Annotated in this window: 27 protein-coding genes; 12 read left to right on the top strand and 15 right to left on the bottom strand. The window is 67.8% G+C overall.

Annotated features, from left to right (window positions below; all coding sequences use genetic code 11):
- Nucleotides 1–1,047 carry a hypothetical protein gene (locus MAA8898_RS25935; RefSeq protein WP_141194907.1) on the bottom strand — a complete coding sequence of 349 codons (1,047 nt, stop codon included), beginning with the start codon at nucleotides 1,045–1,047 and terminating at the stop codon, nucleotides 1–3.
- 265 nt (nucleotides 1,048–1,312) lie between these two features.
- A complete protein-coding gene (locus MAA8898_RS20950) occupies nucleotides 1,313–2,248 on the bottom strand; it encodes a methyltransferase domain-containing protein (protein WP_094022987.1) in 936 nt (311 codons plus the stop codon).
- 179 nt (nucleotides 2,249–2,427) lie between these two features.
- On the opposite strand from MAA8898_RS20950, the gene MAA8898_RS20945 reads away from it, so the two are divergent.
- The gene (locus tag MAA8898_RS20945) at nucleotides 2,428–2,751 is read left to right on the top strand and encodes a hypothetical protein (protein WP_094022986.1); all 324 of its coding nucleotides are present in this window, start codon (nucleotides 2,428–2,430) and stop codon (nucleotides 2,749–2,751) included.
- A 4-nt stretch (nucleotides 2,752–2,755) separates the two neighbouring features.
- Here the strand turns inward: MAA8898_RS20945 and MAA8898_RS20940 are convergent, their stop codons facing one another.
- The 3 genes from MAA8898_RS20940 to MAA8898_RS20930 form a co-directional block, all read right to left on the bottom strand.
- Nucleotides 2,756–3,061, bottom strand: a complete 306-nt coding sequence (locus tag MAA8898_RS20940; RefSeq protein WP_094022985.1) for a c-type cytochrome — start codon at nucleotides 3,059–3,061, stop codon at nucleotides 2,756–2,758.
- A gap of 39 nt (nucleotides 3,062–3,100) precedes the next feature.
- Nucleotides 3,101–3,376, bottom strand: coding sequence for a hypothetical protein (locus tag MAA8898_RS20935; protein WP_094022984.1), 276 nt, complete (start codon nucleotides 3,374–3,376; stop codon nucleotides 3,101–3,103).
- A 566-nt stretch (nucleotides 3,377–3,942) separates the two neighbouring features.
- Nucleotides 3,943–4,812, bottom strand: a complete 870-nt coding sequence (locus MAA8898_RS20930) for a DUF1353 domain-containing protein (protein WP_094022983.1) — start codon at nucleotides 4,810–4,812, stop codon at nucleotides 3,943–3,945.
- Between the two features lie 142 nt (nucleotides 4,813–4,954).
- Between MAA8898_RS20930 and MAA8898_RS20925 the strand changes: the two genes are divergently transcribed.
- On the top strand, nucleotides 4,955–5,134 hold the full coding sequence (locus MAA8898_RS20925; protein ID WP_094022982.1) for a CTP synthetase: 180 nt from the start codon (nucleotides 4,955–4,957) through the stop codon (nucleotides 5,132–5,134).
- Here MAA8898_RS20925 and MAA8898_RS20920 read toward each other — a convergent pair.
- A complete protein-coding gene (locus MAA8898_RS20920) occupies nucleotides 5,125–5,571 on the bottom strand; it encodes a low molecular weight protein-tyrosine-phosphatase (RefSeq protein WP_094022981.1) in 447 nt (148 codons plus the stop codon). The genes MAA8898_RS20925 and MAA8898_RS20920 overlap by 10 nt on opposite strands.
- A 46-nt stretch (nucleotides 5,572–5,617) precedes the next feature.
- Between MAA8898_RS20920 and MAA8898_RS20915 the strand changes: the two genes are divergently transcribed.
- Nucleotides 5,618–6,334: an NAD-dependent deacylase gene (locus MAA8898_RS20915; RefSeq protein ID WP_094022980.1), complete on the top strand. Its 717-nt coding sequence runs from the start codon at nucleotides 5,618–5,620 to the stop codon at nucleotides 6,332–6,334.
- Between the two features lie 28 nt (nucleotides 6,335–6,362).
- Here MAA8898_RS20915 and MAA8898_RS20910 read toward each other — a convergent pair whose 3' ends face one another.
- From MAA8898_RS20910 to meaB, 4 genes are all read right to left on the bottom strand, one after another.
- Nucleotides 6,363–6,836 carry a copper chaperone PCu(A)C gene (locus tag MAA8898_RS20910; protein ID WP_094022979.1) on the bottom strand — a complete coding sequence of 158 codons (474 nt, stop codon included), beginning with the start codon at nucleotides 6,834–6,836 and terminating at the stop codon, nucleotides 6,363–6,365.
- A 43-nt stretch (nucleotides 6,837–6,879) separates the two neighbouring features.
- Nucleotides 6,880–7,185, bottom strand: coding sequence for a hypothetical protein (locus MAA8898_RS20905; RefSeq protein ID WP_141194906.1), 306 nt, complete (start codon nucleotides 7,183–7,185; stop codon nucleotides 6,880–6,882).
- Nucleotides 7,186–7,333: 148 nt separating this feature from the next.
- Nucleotides 7,334–7,621 (bottom strand): 50S ribosomal protein L28, encoded by a 288-nt coding sequence (gene rpmB / locus MAA8898_RS20900; protein WP_094023027.1) that lies wholly within the window; start codon nucleotides 7,619–7,621, stop codon nucleotides 7,334–7,336.
- Between the two features lie 199 nt (nucleotides 7,622–7,820).
- Nucleotides 7,821–8,801, bottom strand: coding sequence for a methylmalonyl Co-A mutase-associated GTPase MeaB (gene meaB, locus MAA8898_RS20895; protein WP_094022977.1), 981 nt, complete (start codon nucleotides 8,799–8,801; stop codon nucleotides 7,821–7,823).
- 140 nt (nucleotides 8,802–8,941) lie between these two features.
- On the opposite strand from meaB, the gene hrpB reads away from it, so the two are divergent.
- Nucleotides 8,942–11,401 carry an ATP-dependent helicase HrpB gene (gene hrpB / locus MAA8898_RS20890; protein WP_094022976.1) on the top strand — a complete coding sequence of 820 codons (2,460 nt, stop codon included), beginning with the start codon at nucleotides 8,942–8,944 and terminating at the stop codon, nucleotides 11,399–11,401.
- Nucleotides 11,402–11,474: 73 nt separating this feature from the next.
- Here hrpB and argF read toward each other — a convergent pair whose 3' ends face one another.
- Together argF and MAA8898_RS20880 are read right to left on the bottom strand one after the other, a co-directional pair.
- A complete protein-coding gene (gene argF, locus MAA8898_RS20885; protein WP_094022975.1) occupies nucleotides 11,475–12,401 on the bottom strand; it encodes an ornithine carbamoyltransferase in 927 nt (308 codons plus the stop codon).
- Between the two features lie 97 nt (nucleotides 12,402–12,498).
- Entirely contained in the window at nucleotides 12,499–13,683 is a 1,185-nt protein-coding gene (locus tag MAA8898_RS20880; RefSeq protein WP_094022974.1) for an aspartate aminotransferase family protein, read from the bottom strand.
- A gap of 233 nt (nucleotides 13,684–13,916) precedes the next feature.
- Between MAA8898_RS20880 and MAA8898_RS20875 the strand changes: the two genes are divergently transcribed.
- On the top strand, nucleotides 13,917–14,897 hold the full coding sequence (locus MAA8898_RS20875) for a membrane dipeptidase (protein WP_094022973.1): 981 nt from the start codon (nucleotides 13,917–13,919) through the stop codon (nucleotides 14,895–14,897).
- Between the two features lie 11 nt (nucleotides 14,898–14,908).
- Nucleotides 14,909–15,946, top strand: a complete 1,038-nt coding sequence (locus tag MAA8898_RS20870) for a zinc-dependent alcohol dehydrogenase family protein (protein WP_094022972.1) — start codon at nucleotides 14,909–14,911, stop codon at nucleotides 15,944–15,946.
- 198 nt (nucleotides 15,947–16,144) lie between these two features.
- Here MAA8898_RS20870 and MAA8898_RS20865 read toward each other — a convergent pair whose 3' ends face one another.
- Together MAA8898_RS20865 and ybiA are read right to left on the bottom strand one after the other, a co-directional pair.
- Complete coding sequence (locus tag MAA8898_RS20865) at nucleotides 16,145–17,296, bottom strand: amidohydrolase (protein ID WP_094022971.1); 1,152 nt, start codon at nucleotides 17,294–17,296, stop codon at nucleotides 16,145–16,147.
- A gap of 42 nt (nucleotides 17,297–17,338) precedes the next feature.
- Complete coding sequence (gene ybiA / locus MAA8898_RS20860) at nucleotides 17,339–17,779, bottom strand: riboflavin biosynthesis intermediates N-glycosidase (RefSeq protein ID WP_094022970.1); 441 nt, start codon at nucleotides 17,777–17,779, stop codon at nucleotides 17,339–17,341.
- A 123-nt stretch (nucleotides 17,780–17,902) separates the two neighbouring features.
- Between ybiA and MAA8898_RS20855 the strand changes: the two genes are divergently transcribed.
- From MAA8898_RS20855 to MAA8898_RS20845, 3 genes are all read left to right on the top strand, one after another.
- Nucleotides 17,903–19,543 (top strand): hypothetical protein, encoded by a 1,641-nt coding sequence (locus tag MAA8898_RS20855; protein ID WP_094022969.1) that lies wholly within the window; start codon nucleotides 17,903–17,905, stop codon nucleotides 19,541–19,543.
- Nucleotides 19,540–20,058 carry a hypothetical protein gene (locus MAA8898_RS20850; RefSeq protein WP_094022968.1) on the top strand — a complete coding sequence of 173 codons (519 nt, stop codon included), beginning with the start codon at nucleotides 19,540–19,542 and terminating at the stop codon, nucleotides 20,056–20,058. The genes MAA8898_RS20855 and MAA8898_RS20850 overlap by 4 nt, the downstream gene beginning before the upstream one ends.
- Before the next feature lie 255 nt (nucleotides 20,059–20,313).
- On the top strand, nucleotides 20,314–21,120 hold the full coding sequence (locus tag MAA8898_RS20845) for a phytanoyl-CoA dioxygenase family protein (RefSeq protein WP_094022967.1): 807 nt from the start codon (nucleotides 20,314–20,316) through the stop codon (nucleotides 21,118–21,120).
- 57 nt (nucleotides 21,121–21,177) lie between these two features.
- Here MAA8898_RS20845 and truA read toward each other — a convergent pair whose 3' ends face one another.
- On the bottom strand, nucleotides 21,178–21,945 hold the full coding sequence (truA, locus tag MAA8898_RS20840; protein WP_094022966.1) for a tRNA pseudouridine(38-40) synthase TruA: 768 nt from the start codon (nucleotides 21,943–21,945) through the stop codon (nucleotides 21,178–21,180).
- Between the two features lie 155 nt (nucleotides 21,946–22,100).
- On the opposite strand from truA, the gene MAA8898_RS20835 reads away from it, so the two are divergent.
- From MAA8898_RS20835 to MAA8898_RS20825, 3 genes are read left to right on the top strand one after another with little or no spacing between them, the layout of a single operon-like run.
- The gene (locus MAA8898_RS20835; protein ID WP_094022965.1) at nucleotides 22,101–23,516 is read left to right on the top strand and encodes a YcjX family GTP-binding protein; all 1,416 of its coding nucleotides are present in this window, start codon (nucleotides 22,101–22,103) and stop codon (nucleotides 23,514–23,516) included.
- The gene (locus tag MAA8898_RS20830) at nucleotides 23,513–24,016 is read left to right on the top strand and encodes a GNAT family N-acetyltransferase (protein ID WP_245853529.1); all 504 of its coding nucleotides are present in this window, start codon (nucleotides 23,513–23,515) and stop codon (nucleotides 24,014–24,016) included. Before MAA8898_RS20835 ends, MAA8898_RS20830 begins: the two co-directional genes overlap by 4 nt.
- A complete protein-coding gene (locus MAA8898_RS20825) occupies nucleotides 24,013–25,026 on the top strand; it encodes a YcjF family protein (RefSeq protein ID WP_094022964.1) in 1,014 nt (337 codons plus the stop codon). The genes MAA8898_RS20830 and MAA8898_RS20825 overlap by 4 nt, the downstream gene beginning before the upstream one ends.
- Nucleotides 25,027–25,098 lie beyond the last annotated feature (72 nt).

The following is a 25,098-nucleotide window of genomic DNA, read 5'->3' as shown; positions in this document are numbered from 1 at the left end:
TTAGTTAAAGAGAGCTCGAGCAGCACCCCACAGTTCATACGACACCCCTGCAACAATCAACTCCAGAGCTATCAAAGAAACATAGATTAAGGCCTTTCTAACTGTTATCCTATTTTTTCTCCTTACACTTTCGTTTCTTATTGAATCACCTCTCGTGAAAACGAAATTGAGCGGAGACTTATGTGATTCTAAGCTCCTTGAAACTCTCCGACCCAACTCATTACCCAAGGCGCTGAAAATGACAAACGACACACCATAGAAAAATAGGTATGTGCCAGCCTCACTGAATGCTGGAAAAAATGCGCTAAAGGAATCCCCCAACCTAAATGCAAACACGAGGCCTGCAACTGAGCCCACCGTTTTTCCAATATGCGGGAAGCGATTTGATAATCGCGAGACCGTTTTTCGAAAGCTCGACTCTTCTTTCTCTAGCGCCCCCTCCCAATCCTCTATTGTAGACATTATATTTTTTCCCAGAACGTAATTAATATACTTAACGTTTGCCTGCATGGATACAGTCGGAGAGACATCGATCTCACCAGACGAAATTCGTATCGGACCAAAAGAAATCGCGATTTCCTTCATTATATTGAAAACGGAAATCTCCACCTCATAACGCTCCGGAAGCTCTTGCTCCACTCTAATCACATCAAGAATTATCTCGATGGAAACTGAATGGGTCCAAAACTTTTGACTACTGTCAAACTCTTCAAATTCGCGCCAATTTCGGAAATCATAGCGCTGATTATTCGAAAAGTGTATTGTTACAGATGCTGTTTGAGAAAGGATGACGCAGGAATGGAACTCCTCCACAACTTTCTCTACAAGCTCCCGCAAGTCCGATACCTTAATTGAGTAAATCCCGCGAAAGTTTTTTCCAACCTTTTGGCTTCGCTCGTTTAATTTTGATATTATCGCCTTTAACGCCCCTTTGGGAAGGCCCTCGAGATCAACAGAGTGCCGCGAGTCGTCGGGACCGATGATATCACTAGATTTTGACACTTCTATTCTCTCCAAATGTGCTTTCAACAAGATTGCACAGCCCATTGGAGAATTGCAAGCCGGCTTGAAGCTGGCTTGCTAACCGTTAGCAAGCGTAGGGTGCGTGCTCGCACGCACCACTCCCACCGCTACCATCGGTGCGTGAAATCACGCACCCTGCGCCAGATCCATCCCCGGCCTGAACCACGCATCTCGATGCGCCGAGGAAAACGGCCAATCCTCCGGCCGCTCCACCAACCACACTCATACCCCCCCAAACGAAAAAAGGGGCGCAGACCCTGCGCCCCTCCTCCCATCCGTCACGACAAGATCACAACCGGCTGTCGAGGGTCAGCACCGTGCCTTCGGGGTCGCGGGCTTCGGGCTTGGTCGCCTTGATGGCGGCGGTCACGTCGACCGAGTCCACGCCGTCATGCACCGGCAGCGCCGGGTTCAGCGCCTGATCGGCGTACTTGGCCGGATCCTTGGCCGGGTAGGTCTCGATGGCCATGTATTCCGCCAGCTCGCGCATCATCAGCTTCTTGCGGCCCCATTCGTCATCGGCGTGCAGCTGCTGTTCGCCGGTCAGCACGCAGCGCAGGGCGACGCGGGGCACGTGCATGTCCTTGTTCTCGCCGTACATGTACTGGCCGGCGTTGACGTAGGACACGTCGAGGATCCTGAACCCCAGGTAACGCAGCGTGTAGTCCAGCCAGCCGGTCGACACCTGGTAGTAGTTGGTGAAGGAATAGAAGCGCCCGGCGTTGTTGAACTGCATCAGGCACTCGGAGTCGGTCACCGCCGAGGTCTCGATCACGAAGGTCGAGCCCACCGCCATCATGCAGCGCGCGTAGTAGAGGAACAGCAGCGGGTCGATGGTGTGGTACAGCACGCCCGACATCACGACGATGTCGAACGGCGCCAGCTTGTCCGCCTGTGCCTGCTTGGCGAAGTTGTGAAAGGTCTTGCCGCCGTAGTAGTCAAAGCTGGCGTTCTGCGTTTCCTTGACCAGGCCGATCTTGTCGGTCCAGTCGACGCGGTCATAGCCGACGACCTTGGCGCCCTCGCGCTCCATCAGCACCGACAGCGCCCCCTCCATCACGCCGATGTCCAGCAGGTAGGCATCCTTGAGATGGCACGAGCGCAGCAGCTTCTTGGTCGGGACGACGTTCTGGTAGTTGTAGCCCGGCGTGACTATCCCGTCCCCCAGGTCGATCTTGTAGTACCACTGGACAGTATCGAAATTCTCTTTCGAAAGCTTCTTCATGACAATCGGGCCTTTCAGATCAGGGTCACGGCGAATCACGTTTAGGGTGTGCCAAAATTCGCCCCACGCGCCAAGCCCCGGCAAGCGCGGCAGGAGGACAAGCGCCGCCCTCCTGCCCCCCGCATTGCCCTGCACGGCAAGACGGCCTAGGCTGCCGTGTCCATAAACAAGACGTGCAGATGATCCGAACAGTCCTCATCCCGGCCGCCCTTCTTGGCCTGCCGCAGTCGCTTGCCGCGCAACAGGGCGAGGAATGCCTTGGCTACGACCTGACGCATCCTGACCGGTCCATCCCCATGGACCCGGCCACGGACGCCTGGTCGCTCTACAACCTGGGACCGGGGCGCGTGGTCATCCGTTCCAGCACCGGCGAAACCCTGCCGGGGCCGGCGCCCAGCAGCCAACCTCGGCCGACCGCCTTTCAGGGCGACACCGACAAGAGCTATGCGATCACGCTGGAAGGACCCGGCCTGGCGATCGTCTACATCTGCCCCGAGGACTGACCGCTTACTCCAGCGACAGGATGTAGGCCGTCACGTCCGCGACCTGGCCCATGTCCAGAAACGTCCCCCACTGCGGCATGGATGTGTGCAGGTCCGGAAAGATGATCCTTGCGCGGATCTGCTCCTCGGATCGGAAAAGCGCGATCGAGTCAAAGCTCGGCGGATAGGTCTTCATCGCGCCGCCGTCTTCGATGTCATGGCAGCGGGCGCAGAACTCCTCGGCCAGCGCCCGGCCCTCGGCCACGTCCTGCGCCTGAGCCGCTCCGGCGAGCGCAAGCACAAGGGCCGCTGTCATCATCCATCGGGTCATGGTCTCTCCTCCTTGCGCTGGCAGAGCCCTGTCCGCGCCCTAGCTGGCGCCCCGGGCGGCATCGGGGTGCTCCTTGAGGAAGTGGTGCAGCACGCCGTAAAGCTCCCGCACGTGCGTCTTGTCCCCCCGGTGCAAGGCCGCGCGGATGTCCTCGCAGATCATCTCCTGCACCCGCGCCGGCCCGTGGTGCTGATGCATGATGTAGTCGGCCAGGCAGGCCGCGTTGACCTCGGGCAGATGGCCCAGTTCGGCCACGGCCTCGATCTCTTCGCGTGTGAGACAGGTCATGTCCTCGATATCGTCCAGCGTGATCATCGCTCCCCCCCAAAGGCCTGAAATCAGCATGGGTTCAGGGTAACCCGGCGCGTACCGACCCCGCCTTGATCCGGATCAGCTTTGCGGAGTTTAAGCCAACCGGCGCTCCACCTACGGGGATCCGCCACCGTGAGTTGCGGGGGACGGGAGGCGCTGATCAGACCGTTTTCTGTTCGAAATCAGGGCAATGGGTCGAGACACCCGGAAGTCCGCCACTGGATCCGCAAATCGACGCGCAGCCAGATGCCCCACCCCGGCAGACCGCCGCACCCAGGCGTGGGCAGGGCCTGGCAGCTCGGGTGGGCGGGATATCACGACCGTTTCAAGAGATGGCCGAAGTCCAGCCTTTGCATGTCCACCCGCAGGCTCATGCTGGTCGAACTCGACCTTGACCCGGGCGCAGTGCCCCCTGGCCCGCGAGCTGCACGGCCCCTTGCTGAGAGGCGCGCGCCGCCCGTGTCCGCTGGCCGGCGCCACATGGACTGCGCTGATTGCTGCCCGCGCGGCTTGACCGTCGCAACGACGCCTGACCACCAATCCCGCGCGCGCCCTGCGCGGACCGGACCTCAGATCGAGCCGGGCGATCCGGGGTTGCCCACCGCGCCCGCCGCCGGAGCAAGACCGCCCACTCCGCCGCCTTCGTGCCCTTCTTCTGGGGTCGGGGGCTGATAGGTCCACGCGCCATTCTCGTCATCGACCAGGCCAAAGGTCTCTTCCAGCATGCGGCGCTCCTCGGTCTCGAGAAAGCGGATCAATCGCGGCAGGCTGGGCCGGTTGCCCTCGATATAGGCCTTGGCCCTGCGCATGGCCTCCTGCATGCGCCAGACCGGCACCCGCTCCAGCTGGTTGACATAGGCCACGCCCCGCCCCGCCGCCTGGCCCTGGGTCGACACGACCGCGCCGGAGGGTTCGGCCCAGCGCGGACCGCCCAGCCAGACCGCCGCGAACATGATCTTGGCGCGGACTTCGTCCGTGCCTCCGACAATCAGGCCGTCATAGAACATGACGTGCACATCCTGCCACTTGGCGCGCCGGAAGTTCGGCCCCTTCTCGTTGCCGACGCCGCAATAGGCATCGTGCACCGCAGCCGCGTTGATGTAGTTGGGCGAGGTCGGATCGCCGACGATGGCCACGAAGATCGTGGGGATCGAGGCGCCGTCGGTCAGTGTCCGGGCGGGCGCGGTCCAGTCGACGCCCTGCGCATCGACAAAGCGCAGCGGCTCTGCCGTGGGAAAGAACTTGTACGGGCGCTTGGGGATTTCGACCGGCTCGTTCAGGACACGCAGCGGCGACAGGCTGAAGGTACAGCCGCCTTGCGGCCGGGTCAGACAGGAAATCTCGGGCGCCTCAGAGCGGCTGCTCTGGGCCAGATATTGCGTCGTGTCGCAGGCCGCGACGGCCAGTGCGCAGACCGACAGGAAAACGACGTTGCGCATCTGTGATCCAATGGTTTGAGGAAGATGGTGTGACACTACGTGACACCCGCGATACGATCAAGGATTGGCTGACCTGGATCAAGGCCGACCCATTCCGATTCCCCTATGCGACTGGCAAAGGACAACCTGACGGGAGAGCCCCATGTTCCGGCTTGCCAGCATTCTCTATTCGTTGATTTCCACCTCGCTCGCCGGGTCGGCGATCATCGCGGTTCTGGTCGCAGGGTATGACACCCTGACGCCGATCCTGATCGCCGCCGCCCTCGGCTTTGTCGTCGCCGCGCCGGTGTCCTGGGTCATCGCACGCAAGCTCTACAGCTGATCCAGCAAACCCTCGGCGCAAGCCTCGATCAGGTCCAGCGCGCCGTCAAAGTCCCGTGTGTAATACGGGTCAGGCACGTGGTCGGCGCCGGTCTGCGGCGCGTAGTCGGTGAACAGGCGCAGCGATGCGCCCCCGGTCCTTGCCAGGCGGCGCAGGTCGGCCAGGTTCTGCCCGTCCATCGCGACGATCAGGTCGAACCGCCCGAAATCCGCCCGGCTCACCTGCCGCGCCCGGAGCGGCGACAGGTCGTAACCGCGCGCAGCGCCGGCCTGCTGCATCGGCCCGTAAGGCGGGCTGCCGATGTGCCAGTCGCCGGTCCCCGCGCTGTCGAGATCGAGCGCGACGCCACGCGCGGCGGCCTTGCTGCGCACCACCGCCTCGGCGGCGGGTGAGCGGCAGATGTTGCCCAGGCAGACAAAGAGGATACGGTAGGCCATGCCCCTGCTGTAAACCGCCGGGGCGCAACAGGACAAGCGGGGACAGATGGCCGACAAGATCGTGATCCTGACCGGCGCCGGGCTTTCGGCGGAAAGCGGGCTGGGAACCTTCCGCGATGCAGGCGGGCTGTGGTCCCAGCACCGGATCGAAGACGTGGCGACACCCGAAGGCTTTGCCCGCGACCCGGCGCTGGTCCATGCCTTCTACAACGCCCGCCGAAAACAGGCGGCCAAAGCGGTGCCCAATGCCGCCCACGCGGCGCTGGCGCGGCTGCAACGGGATTGGCCCGGCGAGGTGGTGATCGTCACCCAGAACGTGGACGGACTGCACGAAAAGGCCGGCGCGCGGGCGTTGCACATGCATGGGATCCTGGCCGGCGCGCTCTGCGCTGCCTGCGACCACCGCTGGGACGCGCCGCTGGAGATGACGCCCGCGGACCCCTGCCCGGCCTGCGCCGCCCCCGCGACGCGCCCCGATGTCGTCTGGTTCGGCGAGATGCCCTACCAGATGGACGCGATCGCCGACCACCTCGGCAGCTGCGCGATCTTCGCCGCGATCGGCACCTCGGGGCAGGTCTATCCGGCGGCGGGATTCGTGGTCGAGGCGGCGATGGCCGGGGCCGAAACGGTGGAGCTGAACTTGGAGCGCACCGATGTCTCGCGCGCCTTCACCCGGCACCACATCGGCCCGGCGACCGAGGTCGTCCCCGCCTGGGTCGATGCGCTGCTGACAGGCGGCGCGCGCCGCCTGTCGTTCCGGTAGGGCGGGGTTCACCCCCGCCGCCCGCCCCTCAGTTCGACGCGCCCATGCCGTGGCCCATGCCCTGCCCGGGCATACGGTCCAGGTCGACGGGGATCTCCACCACGATCTCGCCCGCCTTCTCGAAGGTCAGGGTGACGGTCACGGTCTCGCCCTCCAGCATGGGCGAGGTCAGGCCCATGAACATCACGTGGTCGCCGCCGCGCATCAGTTCGTGCGTGCCGCCGGTCGGGATGGCAAAGCCTTCCTCGACCTGCATCATCCGCATCACGCCTTCGCCCATGTCCTTGTGGGTGTGCAACTCGACGCGCACCGCCTTGTCCGAGGCGGCGGCGACAAGGCGATCGTCCTCGCTTCCGGTGTTCTCGATCACCATGAAGGCGGCACCGGCCTTGGCCATGGGGCCGGAGCTGCGGGCATAGGCGTCCTTGACGAGGATGTCGGCAAACGCAGGGGTGGAAAGTGCCAGCGCACAGGCGCCGGCCAGAAGGGTCTTCAGTGTCATGATCTTGTCCTTTGGGTCTCTGTCAGTCTGGGTCGTCGAACTGTCAGAGCACCACCGGAGGCCCCCGCGCCCGCGCCGCCTGCCCCCACTGCGCAACTCCCACACTGTCCGCCCCCGGCCAGGCGATCGCGTCCCAGGCCACGGCACGAGACACCAGCGGAGCCGCGTCCCCCACATGGACGAACAGCGCCAGCGCCGCGTCCGGGCAGACGTGCGCCTGTTCGACTGGCTGGCCTTCCGCGTCGACCAGGATGGTCACCACGGTCAGCCCCTGGCAGATCACCAAGGCGCCCGCCGGCCCCGCCTGGCCGCGCGCCTGCGCGACAGACAGGCCCGTCACGGCCAGCACGGCCGCGAGCAAAACACCTGCGAATGATCGAATGTATTGTCTCATCGTTGCGCATATAGGCGCGCCACACGCGCCACCGCAAGCGACAAAAGGAAACAGCCCCACACCCTGCGGTGCGAGGCTGCCCTCACGGTCCCTCGGAAGGCGATCAGGCCTCGGCCTGTGCCTTCTTGATCTCTTTCTTGACCTTCAGCGCGCGGTCGGACAGCTCGATGTCCTTCGCCTTGGCCAGGAACTTGTCCAGCCCACCGCGGTGATCGACCGACCGCAGCGCGTGCGCGGAGATGCGCAGCTTGACGCCACGGCCCAGCGTCTCGGACTGCAGGGTCACATCGTTCAGGTTCGGCAAATACCGACGCCGGGTCTTGTTGTTGGCGTGGCTCACGTTGTTGCCCGTCATCGGGCCTTTGCCGGTCAGTTCACAGACACGCGACATCGCTTCGTCCTCATCCACTGGTGGCAAGGCTTGCACCCCGCCGGTCTCATCCTTGCAAGACCGCAGGCAGCCTTGCCAATATCAAAGGGCGCCGCCCGTTTTCAACGAATTGGGGGCGCCCGGAATCTGGTTCGACGGTGCATATGCACATGCGCCGGAGTCGTCAAGTCCCCGATGCAAACTCTCACGCCCCTCGCGCTCACCCCATCTGGAGATGATCGCGCAGGAATTCCTCGGCCGCCGCCGAAGGCGTCAGCCCCCCCGCCTCGACCTGTCGCGCCAGCGCCTGCATCGCGCCCTTGACCGGTTCGCGGGTCAGGCGGGCCAACAGGCGCTCGCGCACCTCCGCCTCGAACCAGTGCCGCGCCTGCTCGGCCCGGCGCGCCGCGAAATACCCGGTCTCGCGCCGCCAGGCCGCCAGCGCCTGCATTTCCTCCCAGGCCCGCGCCAGCCCGTCCTCGGACTTGGCCGAAACGGTCATCGCCTTGGGAAACCCCTCCGGGTCCTGCGGCCGCTTGCGCAGCAGCCGCATGGCGCCGGCATAGTCCGCACAGGTCCGGATCGCCGTTGCCTTGAGGTCGCCATCGGCCTTGTTGACCAGCAGGATGTCGGCCATCTCCATGATGCCGCGCTTGACGCCCTGCAACTCGTCGCCGCCCGCTGGCGCGAGCAGCAACAGGAACAGGTCCGACATCTCGGCGACCATGGTCTCGGACTGCCCGACGCCGACCGTCTCGATCAGCACCACGTCAAACCCCGCCGCCTCGCAGAGGTCGATCGCCTCGCGCGTGCGCCGCGCCACCCCGCCCAGTTGCGATTGCGACGGCGAGGGTCGGATAAAGGCATTCGGATCGCGCGACAGCCGCTCCATCCGCGTCTTGTCGCCCAGGATCGACCCGCCGGACCGCGCGGAGGACGGATCGACCGCCAGCACCGCCACCTTCAGCCCCTGCGCCGTCAGCATCATGCCGAAGGCCTCGATAAAGGTCGACTTGCCCACCCCCGGCGTTCCCGACAGGCCCACCCGCAGCGCCTCGCGCCCGTGGCCCTTCAGCCCTTCCAGCAGCGCCAGCGCCTGCGCGCGATGATCCGCGCGCCCGCTTTCGACCAGCGTGATCGCCCGCGCCAGCGCCCGCCGTTCGCCCGCCAGAATGCGGGTCCTGAGATCGTCGATATCCATGCGCCTGTCTTCCCGCGCCCCCGCGCAAAAGTCCAGACCGGCCCGGGCTTCTTTGGTTTGCAAAATACCTCGGGGAGCGCGAGGGGCTGGCCCCTCGCTCCGGCTTCCCAAACCGCGCGCCCTGCCGCATAACGCGCGCCATGACCACGCTGCCCATCGACGACGCCCTGCCTGACTTGATCGCCGCATTGCGCAGCCACGGCCGCGCCGTCCTGCAAGCGCCCCCCGGCGCGGGCAAGACGACGCGCGTCCCGCTCGCCCTGCTCGAAGCGGATCTCACCAGGGGCCGCATCGTCATGCTGGAGCCGCGCCGCTTGGCCGCCCGCGCCGCCGCCCAGCGCCTGGCCGAACAGCTGGGTGAAGAACCGGGTAAGACCGTCGGCTACCGCATCCGGGGCGAATCGAAGACCTCCAGGGCGACCCGGATCGAGGTCGTGACCGAGGGCATCCTCACCCGCATGATCCAGTCCGACCCCGAGTTGACAGGCATCGGCGCGGTGCTGTTCGACGAGTTCCACGAACGCTCGCTCAACGCCGACCTTGGCCTTGCGCTCTGCCTCGAGATCGCCGGTGCCCTGCGCGACGACCTGGTCCTGCTGGTCATGTCCGCAACGCTGGATGCCCAGCCGGTTGCCGACCTTATATCAGCCCCGGTTGTCACGTCCGAAGGCCGCGCCTACCCGGTTGACACCCGCTGGTTGTCCCGGCCGGTGCCAAAAGGCGCCCGTTTCGACGCAGCCATGGCCGAGCTGATCCTCACGGCTCACGCCGAAACCGACGGCGGCATCCTCGCCTTCCTTCCGGGCGAGGGCGAGATCCGCCGCACCGAGGCCTTGCTGCGGCCCCGCCTGCCGCCCGACACCCACCTGCGCCCGCTGTTCGGCGCCATGGACCTTGCCGCCCAGCGCGCCGCCATCCGCCCGAAGGCATCAGGCCGCAAGCTGGTACTCGCCACCTCGATCGCCGAAACCTCGCTCACCATCGAGGACATCCGCGTGGTGGTGGACGGCGGCCGCGCCCGCCGCGCGCGGTTCGATCCCGGCTCCGGCATGTCCCGGCTGGTGACCGAGCGTGTGACCCGCGCCGAGGCGACGCAGCGCGCCGGACGTGCCGGCCGGGTCGCGCCGGGCACCGCCTACCGGCTTTGGACAAAGGGTGAAGAAGGCGGCCTAAGCCCTTTCCCACCCGCGGAAATCGAATCCGCCGACCTGGCGAACCTGGCGCTGGAACTGGCGCTCTGGGGCGCGGAACCGGGGCAGATCCCGTTCCTGACGCCGCCACCCGAAGGCGCCTTCGCCGAAGCGCAGGCTTTGCTGAGAATGCTTGGCGCGCTGGACACAGACAACCGGATCACGCCGCATGGACGCGAGTTGTCCGCCCTGCCGCTGCACCCGAGACTTGCCCATATGATGCAAATCGGTGGCCCAAAGGCCGTAAACCTGGCCGCGATCTTGTCCGATCGCGATCCACTCACAGGTGCATCCACAGACTTGTCCCTGCGGCTCGAGGCGGTTGCCGATCCGCGCCGGTTTGCCGAGCGCCACAGCGCCCAGATCAACCGCGCCGCGCTCGACCGCATCCGCACCGAGGCGCGCCGCCTGACGCAGGCTATCAACACACGCGGCCAAGCCTCTGAAAATAAATCACCTCTCTCCTCTGCTGAACTTGCGGCGCTCGCCTACCCGGACCGCATCGGCCTGCGCCGCAAGGGCGAGGCCGCGCGCTACCAGTTGTCCGGCGGCAAGGGCGCGGTGATGGACGATCACGACCCGCTCGCCGGCGAACGCCTGATCGTGGTCACGGACACCGACGGCAACCCGCGTGAGGCCAGGATCCGCCAGGCCATCGCCATCTCGCTCGCCGAGATCCGCGACCTCTTCGCCGACCAGATCCAGTGGCAGGACCTCTGCGAATGGTCGAAACGCGACCGCCGGGTGATCGCCCGTCAGCAGGAACGGTTCGGCGCGCTCGCCCTCGATGACCGCATCTGGAAGGACGCCCCGGAGGATGCCGTGGCCCGCGCCATGCTCGACGGGGTGCGCGACCTCGGCCTGACCCTGTCGGATGCCGCGCGCCGCTTCACCGCCCGCGTCGCGCTGGCGCGCGAGGCCGGGCAGGACCTGCCCGACATGGCGCCCGAGGCTCTGCTCGACAGCATCGAGGACTGGCTGCTGCCCTACCTCGGCGGCGTGAAGACCGCCGCCGACTGGAAACGCTTCGACCTGCTGCAACCGCTGCGCGCGCGGCTCGACTGGGGCCAGATGCAGGCGCTCGACGCAGGCGTCCCGGCGCAGTTCACCACGCCGCTCGGCCGACAGATCCCGATCGATTATTCCGGCGACCACCCGGAGATCAGCCTGCGCCTGCAGGAGATGTTCGGCCAGACCACGCACCCGATGGTGGGCCGCACGCCGCTGCGGGTCACCCTGCTGTCGCCGGCGCAGCGGCCGGTGCAGACCACCCTGGACCTGCCGGGGTTCTGGGCCGGCTCCTACGCCGATGTGCGCAAGGACATGCGCGCGCAGTACCCGCGCCATCCCTGGCCCGAGGACCCGACCCAGGCTGATCCGACGCTGCGGGCCAAGCCGCGCGGCACCTGATCCGCGGCCGTGGCTGGAGGGCGGGCCGCTGCGGGACGCATGTCCCGCAGTCGGGGCGCGCGGAAGCCGGCCGTCAGACGCCCAGGCACCAGCGCATGATCGCCTTTTGCGCGTGCAACCGGTTCTCGGCCTCGTCCCAGATGACCGAGTTCGGCCCGTCCATCACCTCGGAGGTCACTTCCTCTTCGCGGTGCGCGGGCAGGCAATGCATGAACAGCGCATCCGGCCGGGCCGCCTCCATCAGCCTTGCGTTCACCTGGTAGGGACGCAGCATGTTGTGCCGCCGCTCGCGCGACGACTGCGCGTCATGCATCGACACCCAGGTGTCGGTGACCACCAGGTCGGCATCCTGCACCGCCGTCATCGCGTCGCGCTCGATGGTGACGGTGCTGCCCGCGTTGCGCGCCCACCCGACCGCCTCCATCTCGGGGTCCAGCTGCACCGGCCCGGAAAAGGTCAGGTCAAAGCCGAACTGCCCCGCCGCGTGCAGGAAGCTGGTGCAGACGTTGTTGCCGTCGCCGCACCACACCACCTTTTTCCCGGCGATGGGCCCGCGATGCTCTTCAAAGGTCATCACGTCGGCCATGATCTGGCAGGGGTGGCTGCGGTCGGTCAGCCCGTTGATCACCGGCACCGAGGCGTATTCCGACATCTCCTCCAGCACCGACTCGTCGAAGGTGCGGATCATGATGAGGTCGACGTAGCGCGACAGCACGCGGGCGGTGTCGGCGATGGTCTCGCCGTGGCCCAACTGCATGTCCTGCCCGGACAGCACCATGGTCTCGCCGCCCATCTGGCGCACGCCCACGTCAAATGAGACGCGGGTCCGGGTCGAGGGTTTCTCGAAGATCAGCGCCACCATGCGGCCCGCCAGTGGCGGGTTGTCGTCCGGGGCGGCGCGGGGACGGCCGTTGCGGGCGATCTTCATGGTGCGGGCGGAGTCGATGATGGACCGCAGCGCCGCCTTGTCGGTCTTGTGGATATCCAGGAAATGCTTCATGTCGTCGTTCTTTTTTTCGTGGGGGGAGCCCGGGGGCTCTGCCCCCGTCGCGGCGCGGCCGCGACTCCCCCGGGATATTTTCAGCCAGAAGAAACTCTCAGGCCGGTTGCGTCTCCAGTGCCGTCGCGGCCGCATCGAGGCGCTTGACCGCCTCTTCGATCTCGGCCTCGGTGATGGTCAGGGGCGGCAACAGGCGGACGATGTTGTCCGCCGCCGGCACCGTGATGACGAGGGCGGCATAGCCGGCCTTGACCACGTCGGCGGGCGCGCGCTTGCACCTCAGGCCCAGGATCAGACCGCTGCCGCGCACGCCTTCGAAGACGTCCGGATGCGCCGCGACCAACCCCTCCAGCTTTTGCCGCAGGAAGCCCGCGCGCGCGGAGACCCCTTCGAGAAAGCCCGGCGCGGTCATGATCTGCATCACCTTCAGCCCCACCGCGCAGCCCAGCGGGTTGCCGCCGTAGGTCGAACCATGGGTGCCCGCCACCATGCCGCTGGCGGCCTCCTCGGTGGCCAGCACTGCGCCCAGCGGAAAGCCCCCGCCGATGCCCTTGGCCGACATCATGATGTCCGGCGTCACCCCGGCCCATTCGTGCGCAAACAGCCGCCCGGTCCGGCCCATGCCGCATTGCACCTCGTCGAAGATCAGCAAGATGCCTTTCTCGTCGCAGAGCTTGCGCAGGCCTTTCAGGCACTGGTCCGGCACCGGGCGCACGCCGCCTTCACCCTGCACCGGCTCGATCAGGATCGCGCCCACGGTTTCGTCCTCGACGGCGGCATTCAGCGCCTCGTGATCGGCCCAGGGCAGCGTGCGAAAGCCGGGCAGCAGCGGGGCAAAGCCCTTGACCATCTTTTCCGCCCCGGAGGCGGCGATGGCCGCGCTGGAACGGCCGTGAAAGCAGCCTTCGAAGGTCAGGATCGTGGTCTTTTCCGGCTGGCCTTTCTCGTACCAGTATTTCCGCGCCATCTTGACCGCCAGTTCGCAGGCCTCGGTGCCGGAATTGGTGAAAAAGACCGTGTCGGCAAAGGTCTCGGCCACCAGCTTGTCGGCCAGGGCCTGCTGCTGCGGGATCTCGTAGAGGTTCGAGACGTGCCACAGCCTGTTCGCCTGCTCGGTCAGCGCCGCCACCAGGTCGGGGTTGGCATGGCCCAGCGCGTTGACCGCGATGCCGGCCCCCAGGTCGAGGAAACGGCGGCCATCCTCCTCCGTCAGCCAGCAGCCCTCGCCCTTCACGAAGTGCAGGGGCGCGCGGTTATAGGTCGGCAGAACGGAGGGGATCATGGATGCTGTCCTCGGTAATGGAGGCCCGATTGGTGGCAAGTGCCGCAGGCCAAGTCAAGTTTTCGCAGGGGGATGGGACGCAAAAGGCCGGGCCGCGCGCCAAGGCGCGGGCAAGGAAGAGCTCAGGCTCGTCGGATCTGGACCGTTTGTGTCATGGCGCGAGGTGATACAGCATTTCCGCACCCGTGCAAGTGGCCATTGCGCGGCCCTGCCCGCGCCGCTAGCGTTCACTCATGCGCGCGCCCCTGATCGACAACCTGCAATACTGCAACTTCTCGGAAAAGATCTTTCGCCAGCTGCGGGCGGGAGGCGTGGACGCGATCCATGTCACCATCGCCTACCACGAAAGCTTTCGCGAGATGGTGCTGAACCTCGAACGCTGGAACCGCTGGTTCGAACGCTTTCCCGACCTGCTGATGCGCGGCACCGAGGCGCGCCACGTCCGCGAGGCGCAGTCCAGCCAACGCACCGCCGTCTTCTTCGGTTTCCAGAACCCCTCGCCCATCGAGGACGACATCGGGCTGGTGGAGATCTGCCACCAGCTGGGCGTGCGTTTCATGCAGCTCACCTACAACAACCAGTCGCTGCTGGCGACCGGCTGTTACGAGGAAGAGGACACCGGCCTGACCCGCATGGGCCGCGCCGTGGTGTCCGAGATGAACCGCGTGGGCCTCGTCATCGACATGAGCCATTCGGCCGAACGCTCGACCCTTGAGGCGATCGACCATTCGACCCGCCCCATCGCCATCACCCATGCCAACCCGGACTGGTGGCACCCGGCGCTGCGCAACAAGTCCGACGAGGTGCTGCGCGCGCTGACCAACTCCGGCGGGATGCTGGGGTTCTCGCTCTATCCGCATCACCTTGCCGGGGGAACCAACTGCACGCTCAGCGGCTTTTGCGAGATGGTGGCCGAGGCGGCGGACCGCTACGGCGCCGAGAACCTCGGCATCGGCACCGACCTCTGCCAGGACCAGCCGGACTCCGTGGTCGAGTGGATGCGCAGCGGTCGCTGGACCAAGGACGTGGACTATGGCGAAGGCTCGGCCTCCGCCCCCGGCTTCCCGCCGATGCCGGACTGGTTTCGCGACAACCGCGACTGGGACAACATCCGCGACGGGCTGCGCGAAATCGGCTTTTCCCGCGAAGAGGCGGACGGGCTGCTGGGCGGCAACTGGCTGCGCTTTTACGAACAGGGCTTTGGCCCCGCCTGACAGGACCCCCGATGAAAGCCATGCTCTACGAGGCCTTCAAGGTCACGCCGCAGATCACCACCCTGCCCGATCCCGCACCCGCCCCCGGCGGCGTGGTGCTCAAGGTCGAGGCGACGGGCCTCTGCCGCAGCGACTGGCATGGCTGGATGGGGCACGATCCCGACATCAAGCTGCCGCATGTGCCGGGGCATGAATTCGCCGGGACCGTCGCGGCGGTGGGCGCCGGTGTCATCCGCTGGAAGGAGGGCGACCGCGTCACCGCACCCTTCATCTGCGCCTGCGGGAGCTGCCCGGAATGCCACGCCGGGCACCAGCAGGTCTGCGATTTCCAGTTCCAGCCCGGCTTCACCCACTGGGGCAGCTTTGCCGAATACGTCGCCCTGCCGCAGGCCGACATGAACCTGATCGCCCTGCCCGAAGGCATGGGGTTCGACACCGCCGCCAGCCTGGGCTGCCGCTTTGCCACCAGCTTTCGCGCCGTGGTGGACCAGGGGCGGGTCAGGGGCGGTGAATGGGTGGCGGTGCATGGCTGCGGCGGCGTCGGCCTTTCGGCGATCATGATCGCGCGGGCAATGGGGGCGCAGGTGATCGCCGTGGACATCGACGCGGCCAAGCTGGAGCTGGCGCGCCGCATGGGGGCGGCGGCCGTGGTCGATGCGCGCGCGGGCAAGGTGCCCGAGGCGGTGCGCGATCTGACACGCGGCGGCGCGCACCTGTCGATCGACGCGCTGGGCCACCCCGAGACCTGCGCCAACTCGATCCTGTCGCTGCGCAAGCGCGGGCGGCATGTGCAGATCGGCCTGCTGCTGGCCGAGCAGAGCCGCCCGCCGCTGCCGATGGACCGGGTGATCGGCTGGGAACTGGAGATCCTCGGCAGCCACGGCATGCAGGCGCACCGCTACGGCGCGATGCTGGCGATGATCGACAGCGGCGCGCTGGCGCCCGCACAGCTGGTCGGCGCGCGGATCGACCTTGCGACGGCGGTGCCGGCGCTGATGGCCATGGACCAGTTCGAGATGCAGGGCGCGACGGTGATCACGGCCTTCTGACCCGCGCGCCGCTTGTCGCCGGATGGCGGCAGGGGGCTCTGCCCCCTCTGCGCGTGTCACGCGCATTCACCCCCGAGGTATTTTGCAAACCAAAGAAGGCGAAGCGCGCATTCCGCGTCTTTGGTTTTCCAAATACCTCGGGGGAGTCGACCGCAAGTCGACGGGGGCAGCGCCCCCAGCACAGTGAACAAGTGCGTGCTAAGCCCCGGATGCAGCCTGTCCGGAAAAGACCTCGACCGCGCGCAGGAAGATCCCCGCCCCGATGCCGATCAGCGCGTCGGGAAAATCGTAGTCCGGCGCGTGCAGCGGCGGGCATGTCTCCCCGGCGCCCAGGAACAGCATCGCCGCTGGCATCCCGTGCCCGAACAGCCCGAAATCCTCGGAGGCGCGCATCGGCAGTCCCTGATCCGTCATCTCCAGCCCGGTGCAGGCCGCCCGGAGCAGCGCCACCGCCTCCGGCGCGTTCACGCAATGGCCAAAGGCCTCGTGCACCGTGATTTCGCAGCCAAGGCCTTCGGTCGCCCCGGCCACCAGCGTGCGCGCCTCGGCCTCCAGCGCGGCCATCTGACCGTCCAGAAGCGTGCGCAGGGTGACAAGGACCTCGGCCTCACCCGGCGCGACGCCGAAGGTGGGCACCCCCAGCCGCGCATGGGTGACGGTGGCGAGGCGAAAGCCGGGGTCGGCGGTGGGCAGGTCCCGGCCCAGCGCGCCCAGCGCCGGGATCAGCCTGGACAGCGCCATGCCCGGCGACTGCCCCTTTTCCGGCTCGGACGCGTGCGCGGTCCGCCCCGTCAGCCGCACGCGCAGCCCGCGCGAAGCGCAGTTCACCGGGCCGTCGCGCAGCGCCACCGCGCCCAGCGGCAGCCCCGGCAGGTTGTGCAGCGACACCGCCATGTCGGCCCCGAGATCGGCAAAGCGTGGGTCCTCCAGCACCGCCCGCGCCCCCGCGCCGGTCTCCTCGGCCGGCTGGAACAGCAGGATGATCCGGCACCCCGGATCGCGCCCCGCCAGCCCGCGTGCGACGGCATGGAGGATCGCCATGTGGCCGTCATGCCCGCACAGATGCGCCACCCCCGGTCGCCCGGACCGCCAGTCAGGCGTTCCAGTCTCAACAATCGGCAGCGCATCCAGCTCGCAGCGGATCAGGACACCCCGGGCGCCCGACCCAAAGCTCGCCGCGACGCCGGTTCCGCCCAGACCGGTGACCACCCGCGCGCCCAGCCCGCGCATCAGCTCGGCCAGGCGCGCCGCCGTCTCCTGTTCCTGCCCCGAAAGCTCGGGCGCGCGGTGCAGGGCGTGCCGCAGCGCGACCGCCTCTGACAGAACCCTCTCGTCGATACCCAGACCCATGTCCGCTCCCTCGCCTGCCGGGGCCAGAGTTTCACGCCGCGTTCAGCCGCGCAACTCCGCACGCACCTGCATCAGGATCGCCCCAAGGCTGTTCAGCCCCGTCTCGTCCGGGCCGCAGCCCCAGTAGGCGTCCATCGGCGCATTCTCGACGATCCACGCCTCGCCCGTCGACAGCAGCAGCGCGCGCGGCTTGGGATAGGTGGCGAACTTGACCCGCACCGCGTCCAGCATCACCGTATCCTTGGCCTCTTCCCAGTCCGGCCGCAACGGGACAGCCCGCGTCATGCCCAGCGCCTTGGCCTGTTTGGGTTTCGCGCACTGACGGATCCTCTCGCGGTGGGCCGCGTCGTGGAACTTCATCGCCTGGAAATAATGCTCGACCGTGCGCCACCAAAGGCCCCCCATCTCGACCCCGAAAGGGGCGAAATCGGAGAACGCGGCATAGGCGTCGGTCTGCGCGTAGAAATAGATCGTTTCCGTCATGTGGCCATGAAACCCGGACGGCCCGCACGGCCAAGTCCGGATATCCCGCCCACCGCCGGAAAAACGCCGCAGGCCCGCCGCGCCCCCTTTCACGAGCCGACGTCCGGTGGCACACTCCGCGCCATGAACGATCTTGCCCCCCATGCCGACCTGCGTCGCCCCTCCCAGGTCATGCGTCTTGCCCGCATGGGCGCGGCCTTTCCGACCCGTCTCAGCTTTCTGAGGGTGCTCACGCGCCGCATGGGGGCCGAGGGCGCGCGCCTGTCGCGCCCTCACTGGCAGATCGACGCCGAAGGCCACGGCGAGGCGGTCTATTCCATCGCGTTGGGCGGCCACACCTACAGCCTTGTGGCGGTGTCGCGCCACCTGCCCGACGATCAACGCACCGACCGGGTGATCGCCACCGCCTGGGACACCGCCTATGTCCTCTACGACGGCGTGCCCGACGCCGAGGAAATCGCCCGCATCGCCCGCGAGGCGCCGAAACAGGAGGCCGGCCGCTTTACCGAGCGGGACCTGGTGCTGTCGCGCGCCAACAAGTCCGTGCGCCTCTTTGCCCACGTGGTCGACCGGCTGCGCGCGGGCCAGCAGCCCGATGCCACGCTGATCAACGACGTCGGTTACCTGATGCGCACCACGGCAGTCTACGGCAACGGCAAGTTCGGCATCGCCGACCGCGGGTTGATCGAGGACCGCCCCGGCATCGAGGGCCCCTTTGCCGCGGAAATGCTGACCGTCTGGATGATCCGCAGCTTTACCCACGACCTGGCCGAACACCTGGGCGGCCGGGCGATCGCGCCACATCTCAAGCGGCACCTGGGGATCGGCAATTCCACCGGGCTTGGCATGGCGCCCTTCCTGGTGTCGCACCCGGTGCTGTTGAACAACTGGATCGAAGCGCGCGAAACCGCGCTGGCGCGGGTCAGGGGCCTGTCCGCGATCACCGTCGATGACCGCGACCGCCTGCGCGCCCTCGCGCAACGCGCGGCCAATCACCTGGCCGAATGGCGGGTGCCCTCGGCCCCGCACCAGGCCCGGATCGACACGTTGCGCGCGGAATGGCCCAGCGTGCAGGCCGCGTTGGAAACTGCGGGCGGCGACCGCCCGCTCGACGCGGTCATCGCGGCCAGCGCGCCGCTGTCGCTGGACGCACAGGAACTGACCGTCGCCCTGCTGCTGGAGGCGTTTCCGCAGCTGACCGATGACCTGGCCGCCCGGATGATCGCGCCCGAAGGGCCGCACCCGCAACCCTTTGCCAATGTCGCAGCGCTGCGCGACGCCATCTCGGTGCATTTCGGCTGGGCACTGGGCGTCGATTTCGACGATCCCGACCAGCAGCGCCGCTTCTGGTACGTGTCCGAGGAAAAGCTCGAACCCCGCCTCGGCGACCGCTTTGCCGAACCGGGCGCGGACCGCGAAAGCCCGCTGGACATCGCCCGCCGCGTGCAGGCCCTGCACGCCGCGCTGGACGGGGTGACGGACCTGCGCGCCTTCCGCTCGGCCTGCCCCGAGCACGAGCTGGCGCTGATGCGGGTGGCGACGGTCGCCCGGCACCCCTATGCCGAGATCCGCGACAACCTGATCGCCGACAGCTGCCTGCCGATCGACATGCTGCGCTGCAAGCTGGCCTTTTTCGGCGCCACCAAGTTCGATCCGAAATCCGACCGCTGGACGCGCATTACCCTGGCGCAGGGCGCCCCGCTTCCCGAAGACCTGGGCACATCGCGGGCCGATGACTGGTGGCTCGCGGGTCTCACCGCATGACCTACTCCGCGAACGAGATCGCCGGTCTTTCGCAAAAAGCCGCCCGCGGCGCCGGTTTCCCCCCCGCGCAGGCAGAGATCTTTGGCCGCGCCGCCGCCGTGCACCTGGGCACCGGCGGCGCGGCCGAGGCGCTGATCGAGGCGCTGCGGACAGCGTCGGACAGCCCGATCCTGCGCCTGCCGCTGCTGATGGACGACATCCTGCGCGGCCTGACGCTGGCCGGGCCGACGATCACGCTGACGCTGCAACCCGGGGACGAGGCGCTGGCCCCCGCCTATGCCCGCCTGCTCCAGGTCCGCCTGACCGACTGCCAGGTGACGCGCAGCGGCGATGGCCTGCCTCAGATCACCCTGAGCGGCGATACCACGGTCCGGGCGCGATTGGCCCTGCCGCCGCGCATCCCCGCGCCCACCGGCCTGATCGACCGCCTGACCCGGCTGGCCGCCGCCACCTACGTGCCCGCAACCGCCGCCTCGCGCGCCGGGGCCGGGGCGGGCAACATCGACAACGACTGAGACGGGCCCGAGCGCCCGGGCCCTCGTTCCGCAAGGCGACTCGCCGTACGGTCGGGAATAACACTCTTGCGCGCCGAGTGATCCGACGTGTTGCCGCATGACCCAGAACATAACAGCGCCTCTGTCCATCTGCGCCAAAGTTCCGGGCCCACGAGAACCAGCGCCTCGAAGGCGACCGCCATACCCGGTCCGGGCAGCGCCCCCTTGCACGCGGCCCGGTCGCATGGTTCCTTGCCGCCCAGACAGGAGCCCGCCATGACACATCCCCTTGTGACCGCTGACGACATCGACACCTTCCAGCGCGACGGCGTTGTCGTGGTCCGTGGCCTCTGGGCCGACCATGTCGAAACACTGCGCGCCGGGATCGCCCGCAACATGGCCGAGCCCGGCCCCTACGCCGCCGAGAACCTCAAGGCCGGCGAGAGCGGGCGCTTCTTCGACGACTACTGCAACTGGCAGCGCATCCTCGAGTTCGAAGAGGTGATCCGCAGTTCCGCCGTGGCCGAGGTGGCCGCCGACCTGATGCGTTCGCAGACCGCGCAGCTGTTCCACGACCACGTGCTGGTCAAGGAGCCGGGCACCTCAAAACCGACCCCCTGGCACCAGGACGGCCCCTATTACTTCGTCTCGGGCGGGCAGAGCGTCAGCTTCTGGAGCCCGCTCGACCCGGTGACAACGGCGACCCTGCGCTGCGTGGCCGGATCCCACCGCTGGGAGAAACCCGTGCTGCCGACCCGCTGGCTGTCCGAGGAGAATTTCTACCCCGACGCCGAGGCCTACATGCCGGTGCCGGACCCGGACGCCGAGGGTATGCAGATCCGCGAATGGGCGATGGCCCCAAGTGACGCGGTGGCCTTCAACTTCGACGTGCTGCACGGGGCACGCGGCAACGACAGCCCCTCGCGCCGCCGCGCCTTTTCGCTGCGGCTGGTGGGCGACGATGCACGCTACACCACCCGGCCCGGCCGCACCTCGCCGCCCTTTCCCGGGCACGACATGCAGCAGGGCCAGCGCCTGCGCGAGGACTGGTTCCCCGTCCTGTTCCGCCGCGCCATGGCCTGAGCATCACCCGCCGGAGGGCCTGTTTTCTGGTGAGCCTTGAAGCAGATCCCCCCGCGTTCAGGCGAAGGGATCCTCGGGATAGCCCACCCCCATCAGGCTCAGCCCGTCCGGCGGACAGACCGGCCCGCAGGCCGCGCGGTCGCGCGCGTCGAGCGCGTGCTTGACGTCCTCCGGCGCCCAGGCCCCCGCGCCTACCCGCTCCAGCGTGCCGACGATGGAGCGCACCTGATTGTGCAGGAAGGACCGCGCGCGCAGGTGGAACTGCACCTCCGGCCCGGCCAGCCCCTCGACCGCCTCGATGCGGATCTCGTCCAGCGTCTTGACCGGCGATTTCGCCTGGCACAGGGACGCGCGGAACGTCGTGAAATCATGCAGGCCGACCAGGTTCGCCGCCCCGGCGCGCATCGCATCGACGTCCAGCGCGTGATTGACCCGCCAGACCTGCCCGGCCTCCAGCGTCGCCGGCGCGCGCCGCATCAGCAGGCGGAACAGGTAGCGCCGTTCGACCGCCGAAAAGCGCGCGTGCCAGTCGTCAGCCACCCGAGCCACGGCGCGGATCGCCACCGGCAAGGGCTTCAGATGGTGGTTCAGCGCCTCCGACAGGCGGAACGGCGCCCAGTCCTTGGCCATGTCGCAATGCGCCACCTGCCCGCGCGCATGAACCCCGGTATCGGTGCGCCCGGCGGCGGCGATGGTGTGCGCGCGCGGCTCCAGCCGCGCCAGGGCGTCCTCGATGGCGCCCTGCACCGACGGCAGGTCGGCCTGCCGCTGCCAGCCCGCAAAGGGCCGTCCGTCGTATTCCACCAAGAGCGCGTACCTGGGCATGCGCCGCGTCCTATCCGCGTGTCGGCGCCAGTTCAATCCCGTCGCGCGCCGCGCGCGGGGCGCAACATCGGCCAGATTCCCCCCTGCCCGACACTGGCCCCCCGCCGCCGCAATGACTAGGTTAGCCCCGAACCGCAGGACAAGGCCCCAGCCGCATGGTCATTGGCACGATCGCCGACACGCTCGCCCGCAGCGTTGAAAACGTCACCGGCACGCTGTCGGAAACCTTCTTCGAGCCGACCCTGCGTCTTGGCGTCACCGGGCTGTCGCGCGCCGGCAAGACGGTGTTCATCACCTCGCTGGTGGCCAACCTGATGGACCGGGACCGCATGCCCCAGCTGGTCGCGCAGGGCGAAGGCCGCATCCTGTCGGCCTTCCTGCAACCGCAGCCCGACGACACGCTGCCGCGTTTCGACTACGAAACCCATCTCGCCGCGCTCACCGCGCGCGTGCCGCACTGGCCCGACAGCACCCGCGCCGTGTCCGAGCTGCGCCTGTCGCTGCGCATCCGCCCGGCCGGGCTGCTGGCGGGCCTGCAAGGGCCACGCACGCTGCACCTCGACATCGTCGACTACCCGGGCGAATGGCTGCTGGACCTCTCGCTGCTGGATAAATCCTATGCCGACTGGTCCAAGGACATGCTGACCCGCCTGCCGCTGCGTCCCGGCGGTGCGGACCTGCTGGCACAGTTGCAGGCCGAGGACAGCGGCCAGGATCTCGACGAAACCCGCGCGCGCGCGCTGGCGCAGGCCTACACCGCATCGCTGCACGCCGCGCGCAAGGCGGGCTTTTCGGACTGCTCGCCGGGCCGGTTCCTGCTGCCGGGCGAGCTTGAAGGCTCACCCGTGCTGACCTTTGCCCCATTGCCACCGAACCCCGGCGCTGGTCGGCGCGCGCTGTGGCGCGAGTTCGAGCGACGCTTTGACAGCTACAAGGCGCGCGTGGTCAAACCCTTCTTTCGCGACCATTTCAGCCGTATCGACCGGCAGATCGTGCTGGTCGATGCGCTGGGCGCGATCCATGCCGGGCCACGCGCCGTGGAGGACCTGCGCCAGACGCTGGCCGACATCCTCGCCGCCTTCCGGCCGGGCGCCAATGCCTTCCTGACCAGCCTTTTCCTGGGCAAGCGGGTGGAAAAGATCCTCTTTGCCGCCACCAAGGCCGACCACCTGCACCACCTCCAGCACGGCAGACTGACCGCCATCATGGAGGCGCTGACGCGTGACGCGCGCGAACGCGCGCGCTTTGCCGGGGCACAGACCCAGGCGATGTCCATCGCCGCGCTGCGCGCCACCACGGAACAGACCCTGCAACATGGCGGGCAGGACCTGCCCTGCGTGCGCGGCACCCTGCTGGACAGCGGCAAGCAGGCGGCCTTCTACCCCGGCGAACTGCCCGAAGACCCCGCGCACCTGCTGGGACCGGCCCGAGCGGGGCAGGAAAGCTGGCTGGACCAGGATTACGGCGTGATGAACTTTGCCCCCGCGCAGCTGACCCTGAAACCGGGCGAAGGGCCGCCGCACATCCGGCTGGACCGCGCCGCGCAGTTCCTGATCGGGGACCGGCTGTGAGCGCGCCGGTCATAGCCCTGCGCAGGGCCGATCCCGCCGACGCCGGCAAGCTGGGCGCGATGATCACCGAGGCCGTCACCGCCCGCGCCTGGAAACCGCGCCTGCATTCCGGCGCCGAGGACATCGCCCATGCCGGCCTGCTGATCGACCGGGGCTGGGTCACGGTGGCGGACTGCGACGAGGAAACCCGCGGTTTCATCGCCCGCGAGGGCGACTTCATCCATGCGCTGTTCGTTGCCAGCCGGTTCCAGCGGCGCGGCCTGGGGGCGGCGCTGCTGCGCGATGCCCAGGCCCGGTGCCCAAGGCTGGACCTCTGGACCTTCGAGAGGAACCTTGGCGCGCAGCGGTTCTACCTGCGCCACGGCTTTGTCGAGGTCGACCGCACCCGCGGCGACAACGAGGAAGGCCTGCCCGACATCCACTATCGCTGGCAGCGGCCCGGCGTGGCCGCCTCGGCCGCGCACACCCACGCCGCATCCTTCCAGGAGTCCCAGACATGAGCACCCCCCCGAAGGGTCCCGTCCTGATCGAATTGCAGGACGACGGCACCGAGGCGCCCAGCCCGGCCACCGCGCCGCCGGTGCCCGAACCGCACCTGCCGCCGCCGCAGGGCGCGGCGATGACAACCGCCGCGGTGCTGGCCGCGCGTCCCGGATCGCCGCTGGCGCGCTGGTTCTGGCGGCTGCTGCTGGCGCTGGTGGGCACGCTGGCGTCGATCGCGGCCTGGAACTTCGTCACCGGGTTGATCGCCAGTTCGCCGGTGCTGGGCTGGGCGGTGGCTGCGCTCTTTGCGCTGTTCGTGCTGGTCTGCATACTGATCGCAATAAAGGAGTTGGCCGTCTTTTCGCGCCTGACGCGGATCGATGCGCTGCACCATGCCGCCGCGACCGCGCTGGCCGACGAGGATCTCGGCGCCGCGCGCAAGCTGACCGATGACCTGGTAAAGCTCTACAAGGGGCGCGAGGACACCCGCTGGGGGCGCGAGCGGCTGGAAGAGCGCAAGGGCGATATCTTTGACGCGGCGGGACTGCTGACCCATGCCGAGACCGAGCTTCTGGCCCCGCTCGACGCCGCCGCGCGGCGCGAGGTGGAGGCGGCGGCGCGGCAGGTGGCGACGGTGACCGCGCTGGTGCCGCTGGCGCTGGCGGACGTGGCGGCCGCCCTGACCGCGAACCTGCGGATGATCCGCCGCATCGCCGAGATCTACGGCGGGCGGTCCGGCACGCTGGGCAGCTGGCGGCTGACGCGGGTGGTGATGTCCCATCTGGTCGCCACCGGGGCGGTGGCCATCGGCGATGACATGCTGGAGCCGATCCTGGGCGGCGGCCTGCTGGGCAAGCTGTCGCGCCGGTTCGGCGAGGGCATGGTGAACGGCGCCCTGACCGCGCGGGTGGGCGTCGCCGCGATGGAGGTCTGCCGACCGCTGCCCTTTGGCAAGGGACGCCGCCCCTCGGTCCGGGCGATCATCCGGACCAGCCTGAGCGGTCTGATCATGCAGGACAAGGGCTGACCCGGCCTACATCTTGCGGGGTCGCGGTCCGGCCCGAGTGACGCGCCGCGCATGTGCGAAGTGGGTAAAACC

It is taken from the genome of Antarctobacter aquimaris, from assembly GCF_900184945.1.
In the GTDB taxonomy this organism is placed as follows: domain Bacteria; phylum Pseudomonadota; class Alphaproteobacteria; order Rhodobacterales; family Rhodobacteraceae; genus Maliponia; species Maliponia aquimaris.
This window is presented reverse-complemented; position numbering and strand designations above follow the sequence as displayed.

Bases quoted from the DNA above. Each gene is read 5' to 3' on its own strand.
- MAA8898_RS25935 (WP_141194907.1), bottom strand. From the start codon at position 1,047: ATGGGCTGTGCAATCTTGTTGAAAGCACATTTGGAGAGAATAGAAGTG.
- MAA8898_RS20950 (WP_094022987.1), bottom strand. From the start codon at position 2,248: ATGAAGAAGCTTTCGAAAGAGAATTTCGATACTGTCCAGTGGTACTAC.
- MAA8898_RS20945 (WP_094022986.1), top strand. From the start codon at position 2,428: ATGATCCGAACAGTCCTCATCCCGGCCGCCCTTCTTGGCCTGCCGCAG.
- MAA8898_RS20940 (WP_094022985.1), bottom strand. From the start codon at position 3,061: ATGACCCGATGGATGATGACAGCGGCCCTTGTGCTTGCGCTCGCCGGA.
- MAA8898_RS20935 (WP_094022984.1), bottom strand. From the start codon at position 3,376: ATGATCACGCTGGACGATATCGAGGACATGACCTGTCTCACACGCGAA.
- MAA8898_RS20930 (WP_094022983.1), bottom strand. From the start codon at position 4,812: ATGCGCAACGTCGTTTTCCTGTCGGTCTGCGCACTGGCCGTCGCGGCC.
- MAA8898_RS20925 (WP_094022982.1), top strand. From the start codon at position 4,955: ATGTTCCGGCTTGCCAGCATTCTCTATTCGTTGATTTCCACCTCGCTC.
- MAA8898_RS20920 (WP_094022981.1), bottom strand. From the start codon at position 5,571: ATGGCCTACCGTATCCTCTTTGTCTGCCTGGGCAACATCTGCCGCTCA.
- MAA8898_RS20915 (WP_094022980.1), top strand. From the start codon at position 5,618: ATGGCCGACAAGATCGTGATCCTGACCGGCGCCGGGCTTTCGGCGGAA.
- MAA8898_RS20910 (WP_094022979.1), bottom strand. From the start codon at position 6,836: ATGACACTGAAGACCCTTCTGGCCGGCGCCTGTGCGCTGGCACTTTCC.
- rpmB (WP_094023027.1), bottom strand. From the start codon at position 7,621: ATGTCGCGTGTCTGTGAACTGACCGGCAAAGGCCCGATGACGGGCAAC.
- meaB (WP_094022977.1), bottom strand. From the start codon at position 8,801: ATGGATATCGACGATCTCAGGACCCGCATTCTGGCGGGCGAACGGCGG.
- hrpB (WP_094022976.1), top strand. From the start codon at position 8,942: ATGACCACGCTGCCCATCGACGACGCCCTGCCTGACTTGATCGCCGCA.
- argF (WP_094022975.1), bottom strand. From the start codon at position 12,401: ATGAAGCATTTCCTGGATATCCACAAGACCGACAAGGCGGCGCTGCGG.
- MAA8898_RS20880 (WP_094022974.1), bottom strand. From the start codon at position 13,683: ATGATCCCCTCCGTTCTGCCGACCTATAACCGCGCGCCCCTGCACTTC.
- MAA8898_RS20875 (WP_094022973.1), top strand. From the start codon at position 13,917: ATGCGCGCGCCCCTGATCGACAACCTGCAATACTGCAACTTCTCGGAA.
- MAA8898_RS20870 (WP_094022972.1), top strand. From the start codon at position 14,909: ATGAAAGCCATGCTCTACGAGGCCTTCAAGGTCACGCCGCAGATCACC.
- MAA8898_RS20865 (WP_094022971.1), bottom strand. From the start codon at position 17,296: ATGGGTCTGGGTATCGACGAGAGGGTTCTGTCAGAGGCGGTCGCGCTG.
- ybiA (WP_094022970.1), bottom strand. From the start codon at position 17,779: ATGACGGAAACGATCTATTTCTACGCGCAGACCGACGCCTATGCCGCG.
- MAA8898_RS20855 (WP_094022969.1), top strand. From the start codon at position 17,903: ATGAACGATCTTGCCCCCCATGCCGACCTGCGTCGCCCCTCCCAGGTC.
- MAA8898_RS20850 (WP_094022968.1), top strand. From the start codon at position 19,540: ATGACCTACTCCGCGAACGAGATCGCCGGTCTTTCGCAAAAAGCCGCC.
- MAA8898_RS20845 (WP_094022967.1), top strand. From the start codon at position 20,314: ATGACACATCCCCTTGTGACCGCTGACGACATCGACACCTTCCAGCGC.
- truA (WP_094022966.1), bottom strand. From the start codon at position 21,945: ATGCCCAGGTACGCGCTCTTGGTGGAATACGACGGACGGCCCTTTGCG.
- MAA8898_RS20835 (WP_094022965.1), top strand. From the start codon at position 22,101: ATGGTCATTGGCACGATCGCCGACACGCTCGCCCGCAGCGTTGAAAAC.
- MAA8898_RS20825 (WP_094022964.1), top strand. From the start codon at position 24,013: ATGAGCACCCCCCCGAAGGGTCCCGTCCTGATCGAATTGCAGGACGAC.